This window comes from Acinetobacter sp. YT-02 (genome assembly GCF_002412355.1).
GTDB classification, from domain to species: domain Bacteria; phylum Pseudomonadota; class Gammaproteobacteria; order Pseudomonadales; family Moraxellaceae; genus Acinetobacter; species Acinetobacter towneri.
This window is the reverse complement of record NZ_NOZT01000001.1, coordinates 77,564-98,629: the sequence shown is the minus strand read 5'-3', so window position 1 is coordinate 98,629 and position 21,066 is coordinate 77,564. Positions and strand designations below refer to the sequence as shown.

Sequence of the window (21,066 nt, the reverse complement as noted above, 5' to 3'; positions counted from 1 at the left end):
CATTATGGCTGAAGTTGAACAGCAACCAGAAACTCCAGTAACGCCACCTAAAAAGCGTCGAATACTCAGGAGTGTTTTACTGTCACTGCTGTTGATGCTGGTTTTATTGGTGTCCGCTTTGGTGGTGATGTTCTCAACAGACCGTGGCTCAAAGTTCTTATTAGACAGCGTATTGCAGCGCCAAGAAATTATTCATTATGAATATGAAGGCGGTAATTTATGGCGCGGGATTATTCTGCGCAATATCATCGTCAGTTTAAAACCTGTTGATGTCAAAATTGACCGTGCCGATGTCATTCTTGGTTGGCGTGCCATTTTAGATAAAGAAATCCATCTCAATCGTGCCGATGTGCGTAATCTGCGGATTTATCCGAAAGGCCCACCAAGTGATGATCCATTCAAATTCAATGAAATTCGCTTACCTTTTGTTTTGCGTTTAGATACTGCCGATGTCGATCATTTATTGATTCAAACCGCCTCTGGTACGCAGGTCGATTTTTACGATATTCATTTAAATAATGCCTTGTGGTCGGGTACAGAACTGAAATTTGAAGATTCCAATATGGATATGGGATATTTGAATGTACGCAATGCCACAGGCGATATGAAATTTGAAGGTAAATATCCGCTTAATGTGGTGGGTGATTTAAATATTCCCTCTTTACATGACAGCTTAAATATTCACGATATTAAAGTAGTAGGCAAAGGCACACTCGACACGATTCAGGCGGGTGTTGCAACAAATACGCCTGATTTGCTCACGGGATGGGTAGTGTTGCATCCAATGCGTAAGCAAGTGCCAATGTTTGGTGAGTTACAATTTAAAAACTACCGTTGGCCTATTTTGACCGAGCAGGAACTTTTTACCCAAGCAGGTGCAGCTAAATTTAAAGGCGATATCAAGCGTTTAGATATTGATGTCAATACGGATTTGAGCGGTAAACACATCCCTAAAGGTCAATATACAGGTCTGATGTATACCGATTTAGTTCATCAACTGAATATCAGTAATTTAAATGCACAACTTATGCAAGGTGCTGCCAATGTAGCGGGCATTGTCAGTTGGGATAAAAAAGTCAATTGGGATTTAACAGGACGTCTGGATAAAATTAATCCTAAAGATCCACTAATTCCTCAAGTGGTCAAAGACTTTTTACCGCCAAGTTTAGATGCCAATTTAGCATCTAAAGGTCATTTGGAAAAAGGCACACACTTAACTGCACAAGTCGATTTTGACCAATATGAAACTTGGAATTTAAAACTCGATCAAAAACCTGCGCAGGGCAAAGCGGCAAATCCGATGTTGCTTGATGTGCGCTGGAACAACATAGACCGTGCTGTGCCGTATGTGGGTTGGTTGAAAAGTGAATCGGGTGATGTGCAATTGGCCTTGGTAGAAGGTCAGCAAGATATTTTTGTGGCGAGTAAAGTCAGCACACATGAAAAAACCATTTTACCTGCGGGCATGTACCAAGCCAAATTGAATTTAAAGAATAATCGTTTAAATATTCCTAATTTTAAATTTGATACTGCAGATAGTCATTTGGCAGGCAGCGCCGTCATTGATTTACCAACTGATAAACGTCAGTTGAAATGGAATGCGGTATTGGCTGCGAAAAACTTTAATCCGCAAAGTATCAGCACCGCAGCACCTGTTAATGTGTTAAATGGGCAGTTTAAAGCCAATGGTTTTGCATTGCCGAATCAGCAAATTATTCATTTGAAAGATATTAATTTGACAGGGCGTTTGGTCAATCAAAATGAAAACGTACATTTAACTGGGCAAAGCACCATCGCTTTATTGTTCCATGATGTGAAAGCTGGTGGTGGCTTTAAAAGTTTTGCCGTGAATTATGATGGTGGGTTAAATGCCAGTGCCATTCAAGGCAGTGAAGGACATTTAAAACTAAAATTATCGGGTACGCAGGAACTAATTAAAATTAGCGACTTACGCCATAATGGTGTTGCAGGGCAAATTGTGGCGGATGGTTTGCTGCATTTGAATCAGGGGGTGAGCTGGAATTTAAACGCTTCTTTAATTCGCTTTAAGCCGCACTATTTTGTGTCCAGTGTACGTGGTGAATTATCGGGCAATATTCGCACTCAAGGTATTTGGTCAGACACTCAAAAACGGATCAACATTGAACGTCTGAATTTGGCAGGCATGCTCAATAATAAACCTGTACGTGGTACGGGGAATTTAGCCATGTTGATTGATGCTAATCAAAAAGGCTTTTTACCACAACAGTTTGAAGCCAATAATCTATTTTTGTCTTATGCCAAAAATCAGTTACAAGCAACGGGGAATGCACAAAATCTGCGTATTAAAGTCAATGCGCCTGCTTTATACGAAATCTATTCAGGTTTACGTGGACGTGCGTATGGCTATATCAATGTGCAGTCGCAGCCACGCTTACAAGCCACTGCCAATTTCGCTGTTGATCAGTTCAGTGTAAATAATATTTTCAGCGTGCGTAAATTGCGCCTACAAGGTGAATTGCCAACCTCTGAAAATACGCCAACGCTGATGACGGCATCCATGGAAAATTTACGCAGTGGCAACCGTGGCATCGAGCAAGGGCAGATTTCTTTAGCAGGTACACGTCAGGCACATATTTTAAAACTAGAAGCCGAAAATAAGCTGAGTAAGTTTTATGTACAATTGGCGGGTGGTTTAAATGCACAAAATGATTGGATGGGACAAATTCAGAAAGGAGATTTTGACTCCTTAAGAACCCACTTGGCACAGCGCCAAAACGCAGCCGTGATTTATCAACATAGAACCAGTGAGTTGTATGTTGGTGCGCATTGTTGGATGAGTCAGCAAAGCCAATTGTGTTTTGATCAACCTATTCGTGTGAGTAAAACCAAAGCCAATGCATCATTTGTGACTCAAAACTTAGACTTAAATGACTTTTCTGCATTTATGCCTGAAGGTTTGGCGATTACAGGCAAGGTTAATGGGTATGCCAAAGCGGCGTGGGCAAAAGGACAGAAGCCAAAAATTGATGCACATTTGGTCACGCGTGATGGCGTCATTGGACTTGCTGCGGACGATCCACAAGATATAGGCTCAACCTTGCGCTATGAACAAGTGGCTGTGGTCGCAAAAAGCATTGCCGAAGGCTTGAAATTACGCATAGATGTGAAAACACCTGAAATTGGTACAGGTTATGCCAATGTGCTGATTGATCCTTACACTAAAAACATGCCAATGCGCGGTGAAATTGCCTTTGATCAGGTACAACTTAAAGTTTTTAAACCGTTTATTGCCGATGTGCGCTCAATGGCAGGCATTTTGTCCTTTGCTGGCAAGATCAATGGGACTTTAACTTCACCATTGCTCACAGGTGAAATGCGCCTGAAAGATGGTGCGATCAGCATGATTTCGTTACCTGTAAATCTGACCAATGTGCAGGTCTATTCCTCTATCCGCCAAGATCAAGCCAGCATTAATGGCGCATTTAACAGCGGTGGTGGTGTAGGGCGTTTAACGGGCAGTGTGGATTGGAAAAATGATCCGCGTATTCAGTTAAATTTAAACGGTAAAGACTTATTAATTCGTCAAGCACCGCTAATTACTGCAATGATTACGCCAGATGTATCCTTAGATGTTTTACCTTTCCAGAAAAAACTGAGTTTAAAAGGACGTGTAGATGTACCTCGGGCTTTAATTTCTATGCCTGAAGTGTCTGCACCTGTGGTTAACGTGTCTTCGGATGTGCGTGTGGTACATGAAGGACAAGATCAACTGGCATTATTACGTTCAGCTCGTCCATGGGATATTCGTGCCGATCTTGAATTGAATTTGGGTGATCGGGTCATTTTCCAAGGTTTTAATAGCCGTATTCCATTGATTGGACGTTTGCATTTATCTCAACGTGGTTTAGAAACTGCGATGCGTGCCAATGGTGCGATTGGGGTCAGCCAGCGTGTGAAAATTGAAGCCTATGGACAAAGTCTGGATTTGAACCGTGCCATTGCGCGTTTTAATGGCCCAATTTCTAACCCAACTTTAGATATGGATGCCAATAAAAATGTACAGGGCAGCATGGTCGGCTTTAGAGTTACAGGCACAGCCAGCAGTCCGAACATTCAAGTGTATAACGATGCAGGCTTATCTGAACAAGAAGCATTAAATGCTTTGATTACAGGTCGTATCAATGAAGGTACCAGTGGTTTGAGTCAGACCGAAAGCTTTAAGTCAGACGTCAACAATACTATTGCAGCGGCAGGTATTAGTATGGGATTGGGTGGTACACGTGCCTTGACCAATCAAATTGGACGTACATTCGGTTTAAGTGGTTTGGCACTTGATGCCCAAGGTACAGGCGATGATACCCAAGTCAGTTTGACGGGTTATATCACCCCAGACTTGTTTATTCGTTATGGCGTGGGGGTTTTCACACCTGTCAATAAGTTGACTTTGCGTTATCAAATGAATAAACGACTGTATTTGGAAGCTAGTCAAGCTTTAGAACGCGCCGTGGATATTTTCTATAACTGGCGCTTCTAACGGCAACTTCACTTAAAAATGCGTTCAATCAGAGCGCATTTTTTAAGCTTGTACATGGATAGTTTCGTATTTATGCAAACTTTTGATTATCATAAGCACAACAGGAGAGCTTCAATGAAAAAGATTTTGGTGGTGACTGCAGTGCTTGCATTAATGGGCTGTGCAGAAAAGAAACCCTTAACCCCTGAAGAACAATGGCAAGGCTATTGCCGAAGTGTTGGCAATGCTGCGCGTACCATCATGCTAGATCGTCAAAATGCGATTGAAAAAGAACGTGCGATTGAGCATGCCAATAAAATTGAAGATGACATTACTCGTAATTTTATTTTAGAGATTATTGAGCAAGTCTATGCATTGCCACTTGAAGAAATTAATGGTGATGTTGATGCGGCACGTGAAAAAGTCCGTACGCAATTTACTGAAAAATGTATCGCGACACCGCATGATAAAATGCCTGATTACAAGCCGTTCTAAAAGAACGGTTTTTTTATGAATTAAAATTGAAATATGTTTTGTACTTCTACTATCTTTTATCAAAAAATAGCCTAAGTGAATCAAACGTCTAAAACTAAAATAAATAACAAATAAATTGTGACAAGTTCTAAATCTTAAAACTGGCAAAGCTTATCTTTTTCATGAATAATTAAAAACATAACAAAAACAGTAGGAGCGCATAATGGAAGTGGTTGCTTACCTGCATAATGCAGATTTGCTCTTAGAAGATGAACAAGGTGTCGCGGTAATTGGCGGCAGTCATTATGTTTTAAGTTTAGGTGATCGGGTGTATTTACGTCAGCAAATTGATGCACCTGCAAAGATATATCAAGTTCAAATTTCATTTACCAGTGCAGAACACTGTATGCTGCATGAAGATGAAATTCAACTCAAGTTTGAAGGTAGTCGCGAACAATTACAGCACTATCTTCAAGCCACAACAGTACACTAAGGTGGAATATCATTCATTCATTAGAACAGGCAACATGAGTGTTGCCTTTTTTACGAGTTAAACTTTAGGCGAAAAGTTAGTGTACATACAGACAAAGTTAAAATTAAGTCGTGTTTTGTCTGTAAATTGAACAATATGCGCATCATTTAGTTATAAAATAATGGGCATCACAAAGAAACACTCTAGTTGCATTAACTTTTAACTGGAAGTTTAGTAAAATTTTGCAGTCCATATTGTTTGTGATGCTTTAAAAGCAGGAATTCACAAATAATTTTTTAAAAAAGAGGAATAACACCGTGCTAGAAGCTTACCGCCAACACGTTGAAGAACGTGCCGCACTCGGAGTCCCACCGAAGCCACTTGATGATGTGCAAACAGCTGCATTAGTTGAATTATTAAAAAATCCACCAGCAGGCGAAGAAGCTTATTTGGTTGATTTGATTGAAAACCGTGTACCTGCAGGTGTTGACCAAGCGGCATACGTTAAAGCTGCTTTCTTAGCTGCTGTAGCAAAAGGTGAAGCAACCTCTCCACTCGTTTCTAAAGAGCGCGCAGTTTACTTACTAGGTACAATGCTTGGTGGTTATAACGTAGCACCTTTAGTAGAGCTTTTAGACAATGCTGAATTGGCTGGCTTAGCAGCTGAAGCATTGAAAAACACTTTGCTTGTATTTGATGCGTTCCATGACGTAGCAGACAAAGCAAAAGCAGGTAACGAAAACGCGAAAGCAGTTTTACAATCTTGGGCTGATGCTGAATGGTTCACTAGCCGTAAAGATGTACCTGAAGAAATCAAACTTACAGTGTTTAAAGTTACTGGCGAAACCAACACTGACGACTTGTCACCTGCACAAGACGCATGGAGTCGTCCAGACATTCCATTGCACGCAAATGCAATGTTGAAAAACGTACGTGATGGCATCAACCCAGAAGTTCCTGGTGAAGTTGGTCCATTAAACCAAATCAAAGACCTTATCGCGAAAGGCAACCAAGTTGCTTACGTGGGTGACGTTGTTGGTACAGGTTCTTCTCGTAAGTCTGCAACTAACTCTGTACTTTGGTTCTTCGGTGATGAAATCGCGCACATTCCAAACAAAAAAGATGGCGGCTACTGCTTAGGTGGTAAAATTGCGCCAATCTTCTTTAACACAATGGAAGATGCGGGTGCTTTACCAGTAGAAATCGACGTTTCTAATATGAACATGGGTGATGAAATCACTCTTAAAATCGACCATGCTGCTGCTAAAGTAACAGCGTTCAAAGACGGCGCACAAATCGCTGAATCTGAACTTAAAACTCCAGTGCTTCTAGACGAAGTACGTGCAGGCGGTCGTATTAACTTGATCGTTGGTCGTGGTTTGACAGCTAAAGCGCGTGAAGCTTTAGGTCTTGCACCATCTACTTTGTTCCGTACTCCAGTACAACCTGAAAACACAGGCAAAGGCTTCACTCAAGCTCAAAAAATGGTAGGTCGCGCTTGTGGTCTTCCAGAAGGTCAAGGTGTTCGTCCAGGTACTTACTGCGAACCTAAGATGACTACTGTTGGTTCTCAAGATACAACAGGTCCAATGACACGTGACGAATTAAAAGATTTAGCTTGTTTAGGTTTCTCTGCAGACTTAGTAATGCAATCTTTCTGTCACACAGCTGCGTATCCAAAACCAGTTGACGTTCAAATGCAACACACGCTTCCTGACTTCATCATGAACCGTGGTGGTGTTTCTTTACGTCCAGGTGACGGTATTATCCACTCTTGGTTAAACCGTATGCTTCTTCCAGATACAGTAGGTACTGGTGGTGACTCGCATACTCGTTTCCCAATTGGTATTTCTTTCCCGGCGGGTTCTGGTCTTGTAGCGTTCGCTGCAGCAACTGGTGTTATGCCACTTGACATGCCTGAGTCTGTACTTGTGAAGTTCAAAGGTAAAATGCAGCCTGGTATCACTTTACGTGACCTTGTACATGCGATTCCTTACTACGCAATTAAAGAAGGTGACTTAACTGTAGAGAAGAAAGGTAAGAAAAACATCTTCTCTGGTCGTATCTTAGAAATCGACTTAACAGAAATGGAAACTGACTTAACAGTTGAACAAGCATTTGAATTGTCTGATGCTTCTGCTGAGCGTTCAGCTGCAGGTTGTTCTATCACACTTTCTGAAGAGAAAGTTGCTGAATACCTTCGTTCAAACATCACCATGCTTAAGTGGATGATTTCTGAAGGTTATGGCGATGCGCGTACTATGGCTCGTCGTGTTGAGAACATGGAAAAATGGTTAGCGAACCCATCACTTCTTAAAGCTGATGCTGACGCTGAATACACTAAAGTGTATGAAATTGACCTTGCAGACATCAAAGAACCAATCCTTTGCTGCCCGAACGACCCAGATGATGCAAAACTTCTTTCTGACGTTCAAGGCGACAAAATTGATGAAGTGTTCATCGGTTCTTGTATGACAAACATCGGCCACTTCCGTGCTGCTGGTAAGTTATTAGACAAAGTTCCTGGTGGTTCTTTATCTACTCGTCTATGGTTAGCGCCTCCAACTCGTATGGACGAGCGTCAACTTATGGAAGAAGGCTTCTATAACACTTACGGTAAAGCGGGTGCGCGTACAGAAATGCCAGGTTGTTCATTATGTATGGGTAACCAAGCACGTGTAGCACCGAACACAACTGTAGTATCTACTTCTACACGTAACTTCCCGAACCGTTTAGGTCAAGGTGCAAACGTTTACTTAGCTTCTGCTGAGCTTGCATCTGTTGCAGCGGTACTTGGTAAGTTACCAACACCAGAAGAATACCAACAGTACGCTTCTCAAATCGACAGCATGTCTGCTGACATCTACAAGTACTTGAACTTTGACCAGATGGAAAGCTACACAGACGCTGCTGCGAATGTAGACACCAAGAAAATTGCTGCTGCTCAGTTGACCTAAGTTAGGAAAAGCAAACGCAAGAGCAAATCTATGATTTGTTCGAGTGTTGAGCGATAAGCAAGATCAAATAAGGGCTGATTATTCAGCCCTTATTTTTATGCGTAAAATTTCAATCTAATAATGAATGACATTTAAAACAGCATAGATTGTGATATTTCAGCTTGCCTAACTGATTTAAAAATAGGGGTGCAAGCTATGAAATAAATTAGAATTTAACTTATTAAAACAATATAAATTTGCCTATCAATACCGTTTGTCATAAAATAATGTAAACTGCGTCACAAAATATGGTGGATTAATGCTGGTATTCAATTTTAATTATAATTTTTGGTAAAAACTTTATTGAAATGAACTACTTATTTTTAATTTTAATGAAATTGGATATTTTTTAATAACTTACTATAATGATTGTAAAATTATGTAATTAAAATGTGTCATATTATTAATGCATTGACCAATTAAAAAAATTTTGCGTCTCTCTTTAAATATGAAACTGGGTTGTTTTTATGAATTTAATAGAAACAGTTTTTGACTTTAAAGCGCTTTCAATGCAGCAGCAATCGTATTTTTTTGAAAAAATTTATCAATTCGATCAAAAAATCTTTCCAAATTCGAGTTTAGAAGAATTTAAAGCCTTTGTTTATGACCCCGATGCAATCGCAGTCACGGTTATTCAATATCATGATCGAGATCAAGTGGTTGGGCAAAATGTTATTCCTTTTATTTTGATTCATTATAATGAACAGCCTATGCATGTGGTCAATTCACGAGCGGGTTTTTTGTCTGAATATCAAAAACAAAATTTGACGATTCCAAGTGCAGTCAAAGCCATGTTGAATCGACGCTTAAAAAATCCATTTATTCCATTGTGGTTTGTGATTAGCATTAATCAACCGAAGATTTATTCTTTGTTTGCTTCGCGTTCTAAAAGTTTTTTCCCAAGAGTCGGGAAAACTATGCCTAAGGAATATCATGAAGTTTTGCAGCTTATGGCGGCACGGTATCCTGAAATTCAAAAGCGCGGTGAAGGCGTATATGTGCATGAAACTCATTCTCCAGCACGAAGTTTTGAGCAACTGATGCATTTGAGAATTCCGCAAGATGTACATTCCAATTTCTTTTTGCAGCACGCGCCTGATTATTTTGATGGTTGGGGCATTATGTGTATTTGTAAATTAGACGGTAAAACTTTATCTGAAACGGCACTCAATTTAGCACTAAACAGAAAAGTGGATTAGGTGCTTATCACATCGAAAAACTGTAATCCTCTGTACGTATCCTGTTGACTCTATACTGCAGTAGATGATGAATTTGGGCAGTGATGGGGTGTAACCATCATCTTCACCAAAGTTTTATTGAGTGAAATAATGATCTTGATGTTTGCAGTTGCGACAAAATAAGGACACATAATTTTCTGCGTCATAATCGACAGTCAGTTCATCCGATCCGCAGTGCATACAGCGTTTAAGTGAATAAAATTTAAGTCGTGCTTCAATTTTTCGCCAAGAACGCCACACAGGTTGAAAGAAAATCCTTTCGTCATAACCCAAAAAGCGGAAGAATAAAATTTCGCTCATATAGCTGAAAGGCAAATTAGGCGGGCGTGGCAGGGTAGAGGTCTCCCATTTTTCAGCCACTGACCGTTCTCGGTATTGCTGCACAGTCTTTTTCAGTAAATTGGTATTAATAAAGTTTTCATTACGCGGTTTGAGTGCTTTTTGTTGGTATAAAAATTCCAAAGCAGTTTGCACCAAGTAATAAATTTGCCCAACCGCCAAGACATCTAAAAGTCGGTAGCAAAAGCTCTGAAAACTATGGTTGCCCGCAATTTGTATTCCCCAAGTCCGACAATAAAATTGCATAAACTGCACAATCTCTTGATACAGCAATAAATACAGCGCATCTTTGACTTCATCTGCTGTTTTGAACGGTGTGCCCATACTCAGATTTTCATAAAACCAATAACGTAATTGTTGTGCAATGCTGAATAAGCTTGGTTCAGAATAACCATCTAAACGGACATTGATATAATATTGCTGCGCATTTTCGGCAAAATCTTTGGCAATTAATATTTGCTCTTTTAGCAAATGTTTGATCATGCCGTGCTGGAAAAAATAGTTGGGGGTAATATTTAAATACTTGATTTTTTCCCAATCTATAAATTCTTCATGTGGAATATGTTCCTGTGCATGCTGATCTAAAATACTCAATAAAAATAATTTATCTATAAAACGCAGCTGATTTAATTCGCGTTCAGGTGCATCCTGTTTTTTGAATTTTTGTTGTTCTTGCAAGCGGGTTTCCGCCATGATTTTTTTGCGTTGTTGGGTACAGCTTGCGCAATGACAGTTTTGTTGTTGGCTATTTTGAAAGATGCGATGTTCACAATGACTACATTGGTGAAAATTTAATTCCTGCTCATATTGTTCTGCTTCTACCCAATACATAGATGCCTGACACAAAGGGCATAATGTGCTTTCATCTAATTGTTTTTGCAGAATTTGTAGCATTGTGAAATAGAAGCTCAAGTAAATCGTGATATGTCATTATACATGGCTTGTGTACTGAAAAGTGGAAGCTTCTGTGCTTTTGATCATCATCAAAATTAGCCTGTGTTGGTCGTATTTGAAGTGAAGTTGCATATCAAAATATTAAATTTACGCGTAATAGCAATACAGGTATTGATTTAAACAGTCTGCTTTTATGTTACTTGTACAGGATTAATCCAGATAGGATTGAAAAGCTTGGGTTGAGCGCCCATATAAATCAGCATTGTTGAATAAGACTGAAATAGATTGTGCGCAGACAGATGTTGAAAGTTGTCGTATGATCATTGCAACTTTACAAAAACAAGCGCATCGCCACAAAGAATGAGGACAAGATGAATATTGCAGCAAATCCTATGGTTGAAGCCAGCCAAACTATCTATTTAAAAGACTATCAAAAACCTTCATTCTTGGTAGATGCTGTAGAGCTAGATATTCAAGTCTATGCAGATTACACCCAAGTGGGTGCAACATTGAAAATGCAGCGTCAGACTGCAGGCGATTTGGTGTTATTGGGCCGTGATTTAGAATTGAAATCTATTATTTTGAATGGCACGGAATTATCGGAAAGTGACTATCAATTAGATAGTGAGCAGCTTCGCATTGCAAATGCACCTGATCAAGTCACGTTAGAAACCATCGTGATCATTCATCCTGAAAGCAATACGCAACTTGAAGGCTTATATCAGGCAAGTTCTGATTTATTTGTTACCCAAAACGAGCCTGAAGGTTTCCGTAAAATTACCTTCTATCCTGACCGCCCAGACGTATTGTCGGTATTTACCACACGTGTTGAAGCCGATAAAAAATATCCTGTGTTATTGGCAAACGGCAACTTGTTAGAAACAGGTGAAGCAGGCGAAGGTCGTCATTATGCGATTTGGCAAGACCCGACCAAAAAGCCAAGCTATTTATTTGCTTGTGTGATTGGCGATTTGGCAGTCATGAAAGACCATTATGTGACATCTGAAGGGCGTAATGTTGCACTGGAAATTTATGCAGAAGAAAAAGACATTCCAAAATGCAAAATTGCTATGCAAGCGTTAAAACATTCGATGCGTTGGGATGAAGAACACTATGGTCTGCCGTATGATTTAGATAATTATATGATTGTAGCGACCAGTGCCTTCAATATGGGCGCAATGGAAAATAAAGGTCTGAATATTTTCAATACGTCATGTGTATTGGCCGATGAAGAATACACCACAGATGCCGCAATTATGCGCGTACAGTCCGTGATTGCGCATGAATATTTTCATAACTGGACAGGTAACCGTATTACTTGCCGCGATTGGTTCCAGTTGTGTTTAAAAGAAGGTTTAACGGTGTTCCGTGACCAATCTTTCTCTGAAGATTTACAGTCTGCCGCAGTACAGCGTATTGATGATGTGGCGGTGCTCAAAGCACATCAATTCCCCGAAGATTCTGGCCCGTTATCGCACCCGCCACGTCCAGATCATTTTGTAGAAATTAATAACTTCTATACCGCAACAGTCTATGAAAAAGGTGCGGAAATTAACCGCATGATGTCGACTTTACTCGGTAAAGAAAAATTCCGTAAAGGTAGTGATGAATATTTCCGTCGTCATGATGGACAAGCAGTCACGGTTGAAGATTGGGTCAATGCTTTAAGCGCAGGTTCAGGTGTCGATTTATCTAATTTCCTGACTTGGTACAATCAACCAGGCACACCAAAGCTTGAAGTGCAGGGCGAATACGATGCGGCTGCGCAGGTTTATCGTTTAAATTTAAAACAAAGTCTGAAAAGCAATGCCAAATATCCAAACTTAAAAGCATTGCCTATTCCTGTTGCATTGGCATTGTTCAATGCAGAAACAGGCGAGCAATATATTTTGCAGTCTGAAGCTTTGGTTGAAAACTCAGTAAAAGATGGTGTGTATTTGTTTGATCAGGCACAAGCAAGTATTGAATTTAGCGGTATAACTGCGCATCCCGTTGTTTCTTTATTGCGTAATTTTTCTGCACCTGTGAATTTAGAATTTAACTATTCTAATGATGAATTGGCATTTTTAATGCAGCACGAAACCAATGGCTTTAACCAGTGGCAGGCGACTCAGACTCTATTGGAACGTATTTTATTGGAAGAACATGCAGCAGATACTTATTTGCAAGCCATGAAAAACACAGTACCTGCTTTAATTGAAAAAGATCCTTTGTTGGCATCACGTATTTTTGATGTACCTTCTGAAGGCTATTTGGGCAGCCGTATTGATCAAAATTATCAACCTGAAAAAATTCAGCAACAACGCAATGCGCTGTTAGATACATTGGCGCGCGAACTTGGTGCATTCTGCAAAGAAACCTATTTAAGCCTTGATCCAGACATGCAGCAAGATTTCTCTCAGGCAATGGGTGTACGTGCTTTAAAGAATATCATGTTGGCGTTAATGGCACGTCAGGGCGATGCCGAAGCGTTTGAGCTGGCAAAGCAGCAATACCAAACAACTCGAAATATGTCTGAGCGTTTAGGGGCATTGCGTGTCTTGGTGTGGAATGATGCACCGCAAGCCAAAGCTGCTTTGGAAGATTTTTATACACGTTTTAAAGATGAAGCTTTAGCACTTGATCAATGGTTTATGGTTCAAGCTTCACATCCAAAAGCGACAGCTGAAACCATTCAGGCTTTAACTGCACATCCTGATTATGATTTGGGTACACCTAACCGTATTCGTTCAGTCAGTGGTGGTTTAAATAGCAACCCTGTGAATACATGGAGTTTTGGTGTTCAGCATTTTATTGACTTAGCCAAGTATTTAGATGAGAAAAACCCAATTGTAGGTTCGCGTTTATTGCAGGTGCTGTCGCGTTGGTACACTTTGGCAGAGCCACAACGTAGCCAAGTGCAAGCAGCGTTGCTAAGTTTGCAGTCTGTGGTGAAATCTAAAAACGTGGTTGAAACCCTAAATAGTATGTTAGAGGTTTAAGTTAAAAAACTAAAAGCCATTTCATCAATTCGTTGAAATGGCTTTTTTGTGGCTGGAATACATTAAAAATAATCTAGCTTAGTCACAGCGAATTTGATATTCATTTTTATAGTTGGTGTAAGTTTCATTTAATTCAGCAAGTAATTTTTTCTCGTTATATTGCCGATCTTCAGGTTTAGAATTTTTAAGTACAATTGGCATATATTCATGTTTGTAAATCTGCGTATATTCTTCACAAATAATATGTTTGCGCTCATCTGCAGAATAGTTATCTAAATCGCGAAGCAAGATTTCATTCATTTTGGTATTGATGAGATCGAGTTCATCAAACATGCTTGGGGCTTGATCTGACGGTTGGGATGGGGAACAGCCGAAAGTGATAAAGCTACATATCAGAACGTAAACCCACTGCTTCACATTGACCCCAATGATAAAAAATCAAATTTATATTATAGCCTTAAAAGCGTAAAATTTAAGTGAATAGTCAGTTTTATTGGCAGTGAAATCAATTGAATGACAGTGTGTCGATTTTGTGTATTTAGACAATATGGCTGACTTGGGAAATGCAGTTTTATGTGTTAGTTTTGATGAAAATGAATGTTTTTCTGCGCTGAATTTCTGCAGATGAGTATCTAAAAAATCACGAAAAATTGAGGCATGAAATGGCTAAACATTATGACTATTTGGTAATTGGGGCAGGAAGTGGTGGTATTGCTTCGGCCAATCGCGCGGCGCAATATGGTAAAAAATGTGCATTAATTGAAGTTGCAGATTTGGGCGGGACTTGTGTCAATGTGGGGTGTGTGCCTAAAAAAGTGATGTGGTATTCTGCGCAAATCGCCGATGCTATTCAAAAATACGGCCCAGATTATGGTTTTAATACTGAATTAAAATCGCATGATTGGAATACGTTAATTCAAAATCGTCAAGCTTATATTCAGCGTATCCATGCATCGTATCAATCAGGTTTAGCTAAAAACAATGTTGATGTGATTCAGGGCTTTGCTCGTTTTGTAAATGAAAAAACAGTTGAAGTAAATCAGCAGCAATACACTGCAGATCACATTTTAATAGCCACAGGAACTGAGCCAACACGTCCAGATATTGAAGGGGCAGAGCTAGGAATTGATTCAAACGGTTTCTTTGAATTGCAACAATTACCAAAACGCACGGCAATTGTCGGTTCGGGTTATATTGCCGTAGAGTTAGCAGGTGTTTTAAATGGGTTGGGTTCAGAAGTTGGATTGTTTATTCGTAAACAATTGCCGCTGCGTAGTTTAGATCAATTTTTAGGTGAAACATTACTTGAATGTATGCGTGATGAACATATCCAAGTGCATACGCAAGCCATTCCAAAGAAAGTCACTCGCCAAGCGGATCAGTCTTTGTTATTACATCTTGAAGATGGTTCACAGCATGAGGTCGATTGTCTGATTTGGGCAGTTGGACGTAAACCAAATACACAAGCATTGAACTTGGCTGCTGCAAATGTGCAGATTGATGAAAAAGGATATATCGCAGTAGATCAATTCCAAAATACCAGCCAAGCAGGTATTTATGCGGTGGGCGATATTATTGGAAAAATTGAGCTGACACCCGTTGCTGTTGCCGCAGGACGTAAATTGTCTGAACGTTTATTCAATCACAAACCAAATGAATATTTAGATTATCAAAATGTTGCCACGGTGGTCTTTAGTCATCCGCCTATTGGTACGGTGGGTTTAAGTGAAGCGCAAGCCATTGAACAGTTTGGGCAAGATCAGGTCAAAGTCTATCAATCTTCTTTTACCTCAATGTACACGGCTGTAACTCAGCATCGTCAAGTGTCTAAAATGAAATTGGTCTGCGTTGGTGATGAACAGAAAGTCGTGGGCGTGCATGGTATTGGCTATGGCATGGATGAAATTTTGCAAGGTTTTGCAGTCGCGGTCAAAATGGGCGCGACCAAGCAAGATTTTGACAATACTGTCGCAATTCATCCAACTGCTGCAGAAGAATTTGTGACTATGCGCTAATGGAGTAGCGTAGTCGCACACAAAGAGTATGGGTTAAAAAAATCCATACTCTTTTTTATTTTTGAAATTTGTAGATAAAAAATCAGAAGATAAACGTCAGAAAGATAAAGTTTGTTATCGTTATTTAGTTAGCCTAATAAGAAACCCACCGAAGTGGGCTTGTGCGATCAAACACCATCCATTGTGTCTGGGGTAGATTATCTCACGAAAATGATTAAGGTTTGATTAAGAAATTTTTGTTTTATTAAGTTTATCTTTACAACTTTGTAGTCCATGCTGCAAAGACTTTAAATCTATGTTATAATATAACTTGTACAATAAAAATATCTCTATTCTCTCGTAGTTATTCATCATCATGCTGTGCTGCATTTATTTTCTATGCACTGCAAATTAAGTGTGATGAATGTTGTTGTATTAAAAACTATGCTCAAAATTTTAATTTGAGCTTGATTTGTAAGTTATAAATGAATTGGTGTAAATATTGAAAAAAATGCAAACAATGCTTGCGAAAGCAGTGAATGGTCGCGAAATTATGGTGTCTTTGGTGGCATCAAAGAAAAAGCAAAATACCCGTGATGGTTTTAAATGGGTCGAAGTCGGAAAACATGTGTTGTTGGAATGTGGTCAGGAAATTGAACTGAATTTAGATGGTCGCAGTTTTTATACCGATACGCATGAAATGTTCCGTTTACCGCATCGGGTTAATTAAGTTTTGGTCTGAAATGAATATTCAACCTAGCTAAACTGGATTGCATAATATGTAATTTAGAAAAGCTTTTAAAAGTTTTATCCAGAAAAATCCCGTTCATTGGCGAACGGGATTTTTTTATTTTATCTTTTACTGTGGCAGAGCACAGTTGGTAATGAATTAAACCTTAACAATCAAAACAGGAACAGGAGACTGAGTCAGTACGTTTTGGGCAACGCTACCGAGCATCATCTTTTTCACTCCAGTACGGCCATGCGAACCCATAATAATCAGGTCAGCACCAATTTCATTGGCAATTTGTACAATCCCTTCAGAGGCTGCAACACCGCGGATAATTTTGGTATCTACCGAAATACCTTCACGGCTAAAGGATTGCTGAATTTCAGCCAAACGATTTTGTGCATTTTGTTCAGCCTGCATGAAATAATCGGTAATTGCTGGTGCAACTTTGTAGAAGTCCACGCCTACAAAAGGATCAACTGCAATTACACTCATAATAGTAACAGGGCAATTTAGATCTTTTGCCAATGAAAGTGCTTGTTCGGCTGCAGCATAAGACATAGGTGACTCATCTACTGGAACAAGTAAGTGTTTATAAGTTGTCATGGCAAATCCTTATTAAAAATTTATGATGAAAATATGGCTTAAAATAGTGATTAAGCTTTAACTACAAGCACAGGTAATTCTGTATGACGTAATACGTCTGTGGCAAAGCTACCCAATAATAATTTTTGGAAACCTTTACGACCATGTGAACCCATCACAATCACATCGGCATTTAAGTCTTTCGCAGTTTTGATTACACCTTCAGCAGATACCAAACCCTCAACCACGCGAGTTTCTGCATTTACACCCACTGCTTTCGCAATTTCATCTGCTTCTTTTAATGCCTTTTGTGCATTGGCTGTCGCTTGCACAAAGTATTCTTTCATAATGGCAGATGAATAATTATAGTAAAAGTCAGAATCAGTAAATGGGTCTTCCGCAACAAGGCTAATTAAGGTGAGTTTACTGTTAAATACTTTGGCAATTTCAGCTGCATGTTTGACCGCTGAAAAAGAAATTTGTGAACCATCTACAGGGACTAAAATATTTTGGTACGACATGCGGGTAACTCCAGAAATTATGATTATTCGCCTTACACTTTATTGATAGCATATAGTCTATATAGGTTCAATTTAAAATCTGAAAAAAGATTGATAATTCATTTAATTACCCGCCAAATTTGCTGAAAGAAAAGATAAGCTGAAGATGATGAATTTACTCAACTCAACGGCAAAGCTATACGATAAAATAAGATGCTAAATTTGCAAAAATAAATAGACCTTCATAATTTAATTTTAAATTACTTGGGTTTGAATTGGGCGTATGAATCTTGAGGGAAATGTGGTTTGAAAATAATTTAGATGTTGCTGTGTTTTATGTTGTTAAGTGCTTGTCAAACCACGCAGCAGAACAGTCGAATCATTGCTAGTGCATTTAATCTCACCACAGGCTTGCAGCAAAAAATCATCGATCGCTATGCACCCAAAAACATACAAGTGCAACATGATATTGTGTATGCCACGCAGCCCAATTTGAGTTTTGACTTGTATCAAGACAGTCAATTGCAAGATTTAGCTGCACCCCCGACAATTGTCTGGATTCATGGTGGTGGCTGGATTGCAGGTTCAAAAGCCCACGCACGTGGCTATTTTAAATTATTAGCCGCGCAGGGCTTTAATGTAATTGCCGTACAATATCAATTTGCCCCGCATGCAACTTATCCTACTCAGTTGCAACAAATTGATCAGGCTTTAAATTACATCACGCAACATGCAGAAAAATATCAGCTTAATCCACAACAATTATATTTAGCAGGCGATTCTGCAGGGGCGAATTTAGCCAGCCATTATGCCGCATTATTGAGTAATCTAGCATTTGCACAGCAGTCTAATTTACAGCCGACTATTCAGCGCAAACAACTTAAAGGGCTGATTTTGCACTGCGGGATTTATGATCTAAAAGCGTTTGTTGAAACTGCGCCAGATGAAATGAATATCGTAGAGTGGGGTGTTTATAATTTGGTGCAGGCTTACACGGGAGATCGGAAACAGGACAGAGAATTTCTGAAGAATATTTCGCCTATTCAACATTTAACGGCAAACTATCCTGCGGTATTTATCAGTGGTGGTAACAAAGACTTTTTAACAGAAACTCAATCTATGCCGATGCTGCATGCATTACAGCAACAGCAAATTCCTGTGACGACAGCATTTTATCCAGATACAAAAGCATGGTTAATTCACGAATATCAATTTTTTATGCACCAAAAAGAAAGCCAGCAAACTTTTGCTAAAACAGTAGAATTTATCCGAAGCACAGCAGACCCTAATGTATCGCGCATACAATAAATCAATACGATGCTTCAGAAAAAAGTGTTTTTTAACTGCTTAAGTTATTTAGCTTTTGCTTTGTTTAAACTTTAAAACTGCCAAAACCACACAACCAAAAATCAGTCCCCAAAATGCAGAACCAATACCAAAAAACTGCACCCCAGAAGCACTAAATAAAAAGGTCAATAAAGCGGCTTCACGCTCTGCAACGTGCTGAAAGGCGAGGGCGATGTTGTGTCCAATAGTGCCAAGCAGTGCAATTCCTGCCAAAGCAGTAATAAAAACAGCTGGGAATGACATCAACAAACTGGTGAGCGTTGCAGCAAAGATCCCCATCAAGATATAAAACAAACCGCAGCTAATTCCCGCAATATAGCGTTTACTGGCATCGGGATGCGATTGATCATCTAAGCTAATAGCAGCACTGATGGATGCGATATTGACACTAAAACATCCAAATGGCGCGAAAATCGCTTGTGCTGTGCCTGTCCAACCAATTAAGTGACGTACATTCGGGTTAAAGCCATAGCTTTTGATCATGGCAAGACCGGGCAAATATTGCGACGCCATATTAATGACAAACAAAGGCAGGGCTAAACCTAAAATAGCAGACCAACTTAATTCAGGTTGCATCCAAACTGGTTGTGCAATACTCCATTGCACACTCGGCATTTGAAATTGTAAGAAGATTGGGCATAACGCGACACCAATCAATACAGTTAAAACAATGCTATAACGTGGGCTAAATCGTTTTGCCAATACATAAGCCGCCAATAAAGACAAAATAAATGCCCATGCTTCTTGCAGACTGGTAAATAGGGCAATTCCAAATTTAAGCAGCACACCTGCCAACATGGCGCTGGTTAAACTCTGTGGAATATAAGTCAGTACCTTTTCAAAAATACCTAAAAAGCCAAGCACTGCTGTGAGTACGCCACAAAATAAAAATGCGCCAATTGCTTCGTGTAAGCTATAACCGCTGCCCGTGGCGATAATCAGTGCCAAGCCTGCGGTAGACCATGAGGTCGCCACAGGATATTTAAATTTCCAAGATAAAATCAGCCCGCTTAGACCAATACCTAAACCCAACGCGCAAAACCAAGAGCTGATTTGCTCAGCACTTGCGCCTAAAATTTGTGCTGCCTGAATGACTAAAACCGCGGAAACACTAATACCGACCAAGAAGGTAATAAAACCTGCAAATACTGCAGGCACAGAGAAGTCATTTAAAAGTTTTTGCATGCTTTCTTAGACATATTTTCTATAATTTATGAACAGATCATACACATTTGAACAAATAGTCAAAAGTGTTTTTTATACTTTTTTTATAGCGTTGAGCTTGCCAGTCTAAAGCCAAAACCGCAGAACAAAATACCAATGCTTGCAACGCAAATGGCTGCAATTTTATAGCGTTGATTGAAATAACTGGCTAATTTGACTCCTGAAAAAATCAAGATAGATAAATAACCCATGCTAATGATTTGTAGGACGATGGCTAAAACAGCAAAGCTCAGCATCGGGTAGGTGTAATCAGGATTGACGAATTGCACAAAAAAAGACAAATAAAACAAAATTGCTTTTGGGTTAATAACGCTAATCATTAAAGCAGTTCGGTAGGGATGAACCCGTTCAGTTGTATTGCTCGTTGCTGTTGTAGAAAGATTGGCGTGCGAAGTTCTGGTTTGTGGAAACCATGTTTTATAGGCTGCAATCAGTAGTTTAATACCTAAATAGCCTAAGTAGAGCGCACCAACTACTTTTAATAAGGTGAATAGCCATGGAAAAGCATGCAATAATGAGGCTGCCCCTAAAATGGTGCACACAATTAAAATCAGATCACCCGTAAATACACCGAAAGCAGCTGCATAGCCTGTGCGTATCCCAAAGCGTGAAGCCACTGACATGACATAGAGTGAGTTTGGGCCAGGCAAGAGCACAATTAAGGTTGTGCCAATTATAAAAGTGCTGAGGTCACTAATACCAAACACGCAAACTCACCTAAATAAAAACCGATGTTGCAGTATAACAACATCGGTTTTGTGGCTTAGTAAAAATTTTGGAATTTTACTGGGATAGGT

Annotated in this window: 15 protein-coding genes; 9 read left to right on the top strand and 6 right to left on the bottom strand. The window is 39.5% G+C overall.

The window, feature by feature from the left end:
• Nucleotides 1–4 precede the first annotated feature (4 nt).
• The 5 genes from CF596_RS00460 (at nucleotide 5) to CF596_RS00440 (ending at nucleotide 9,636) form a co-directional block, all read left to right on the top strand.
• A complete protein-coding gene (locus CF596_RS00460; protein WP_096900893.1) occupies nucleotides 5–4,516 on the top strand; it encodes a translocation/assembly module TamB domain-containing protein in 4,512 nt (1,503 codons plus the stop codon).
• Between the two features lie 114 nt (nucleotides 4,517–4,630).
• Nucleotides 4,631–4,990 carry a hypothetical protein gene (locus CF596_RS00455; RefSeq protein WP_004973219.1) on the top strand — a complete coding sequence of 120 codons (360 nt, stop codon included), beginning with the start codon at nucleotides 4,631–4,633 and terminating at the stop codon, nucleotides 4,988–4,990.
• A gap of 202 nt (nucleotides 4,991–5,192) precedes the next feature.
• A complete protein-coding gene (locus CF596_RS00450) occupies nucleotides 5,193–5,462 on the top strand; it encodes a hypothetical protein (RefSeq protein WP_004973220.1) in 270 nt (89 codons plus the stop codon).
• A gap of 296 nt (nucleotides 5,463–5,758) precedes the next feature.
• Nucleotides 5,759–8,398: a bifunctional aconitate hydratase 2/2-methylisocitrate dehydratase gene (locus tag CF596_RS00445; protein ID WP_096900892.1), complete on the top strand. Its 2,640-nt coding sequence runs from the start codon at nucleotides 5,759–5,761 to the stop codon at nucleotides 8,396–8,398.
• 506 nt (nucleotides 8,399–8,904) lie between these two features.
• A complete protein-coding gene (locus tag CF596_RS00440) occupies nucleotides 8,905–9,636 on the top strand; it encodes a hypothetical protein (RefSeq protein ID WP_004973230.1) in 732 nt (243 codons plus the stop codon).
• Nucleotides 9,637–9,750: 114 nt separating this feature from the next.
• Here CF596_RS00440 and CF596_RS00435 read toward each other — a convergent pair whose 3' ends face one another.
• On the bottom strand, nucleotides 9,751–10,908 hold the full coding sequence (locus tag CF596_RS00435; RefSeq protein WP_004973232.1) for a hypothetical protein: 1,158 nt from the start codon (nucleotides 10,906–10,908) through the stop codon (nucleotides 9,751–9,753).
• 371 nt (nucleotides 10,909–11,279) lie between these two features.
• Between CF596_RS00435 and pepN the strand changes: the two genes are divergently transcribed.
• Entirely contained in the window at nucleotides 11,280–13,889 is a 2,610-nt protein-coding gene (gene pepN, locus CF596_RS00430; RefSeq protein ID WP_096900891.1) for an aminopeptidase N, read from the top strand.
• Between the two features lie 78 nt (nucleotides 13,890–13,967).
• Here pepN and CF596_RS00425 read toward each other — a convergent pair whose 3' ends face one another.
• Complete coding sequence (locus CF596_RS00425) at nucleotides 13,968–14,222, bottom strand: hypothetical protein (RefSeq protein ID WP_004973239.1); 255 nt, start codon at nucleotides 14,220–14,222, stop codon at nucleotides 13,968–13,970.
• A gap of 329 nt (nucleotides 14,223–14,551) precedes the next feature.
• Here CF596_RS00425 and gorA point away from each other — a divergent pair, with 329 nt between their 5' ends.
• Both gorA and CF596_RS00415 read left to right on the top strand, forming a co-directional pair.
• Nucleotides 14,552–15,904: a glutathione-disulfide reductase gene (gene gorA, locus CF596_RS00420; RefSeq protein ID WP_096900890.1), complete on the top strand. Its 1,353-nt coding sequence runs from the start codon at nucleotides 14,552–14,554 to the stop codon at nucleotides 15,902–15,904.
• 481 nt (nucleotides 15,905–16,385) lie between these two features.
• A complete protein-coding gene (locus tag CF596_RS00415; RefSeq protein ID WP_019837226.1) occupies nucleotides 16,386–16,613 on the top strand; it encodes a hypothetical protein in 228 nt (75 codons plus the stop codon).
• Nucleotides 16,614–16,772: 159 nt separating this feature from the next.
• Here CF596_RS00415 and CF596_RS00410 read toward each other — a convergent pair whose 3' ends face one another.
• A complete protein-coding gene (locus CF596_RS00410; RefSeq protein ID WP_004973247.1) occupies nucleotides 16,773–17,219 on the bottom strand; it encodes a universal stress protein in 447 nt (148 codons plus the stop codon).
• Between the two features lie 50 nt (nucleotides 17,220–17,269).
• On the bottom strand, nucleotides 17,270–17,719 hold the full coding sequence (locus CF596_RS00405) for a universal stress protein (RefSeq protein WP_004973248.1): 450 nt from the start codon (nucleotides 17,717–17,719) through the stop codon (nucleotides 17,270–17,272).
• Nucleotides 17,720–18,034: 315 nt separating this feature from the next.
• Between CF596_RS00405 and CF596_RS00400 the strand changes: the two genes are divergently transcribed.
• Nucleotides 18,035–19,006 carry an alpha/beta hydrolase gene (locus tag CF596_RS00400; RefSeq protein WP_096900941.1) on the top strand — a complete coding sequence of 324 codons (972 nt, stop codon included), beginning with the start codon at nucleotides 18,035–18,037 and terminating at the stop codon, nucleotides 19,004–19,006.
• 48 nt (nucleotides 19,007–19,054) lie between these two features.
• Here the strand turns inward: CF596_RS00400 and CF596_RS00395 are convergent, their stop codons facing one another.
• Nucleotides 19,055–20,230: a benzoate/H(+) symporter BenE family transporter gene (locus CF596_RS00395; RefSeq protein WP_096900889.1), complete on the bottom strand. Its 1,176-nt coding sequence runs from the start codon at nucleotides 20,228–20,230 to the stop codon at nucleotides 19,055–19,057.
• Between the two features lie 83 nt (nucleotides 20,231–20,313).
• A complete protein-coding gene (gene leuE, locus CF596_RS00390; RefSeq protein ID WP_004973255.1) occupies nucleotides 20,314–20,976 on the bottom strand; it encodes a leucine efflux protein LeuE in 663 nt (220 codons plus the stop codon).
• Between the last annotated feature and the right edge of the window lie 90 nt (nucleotides 20,977–21,066).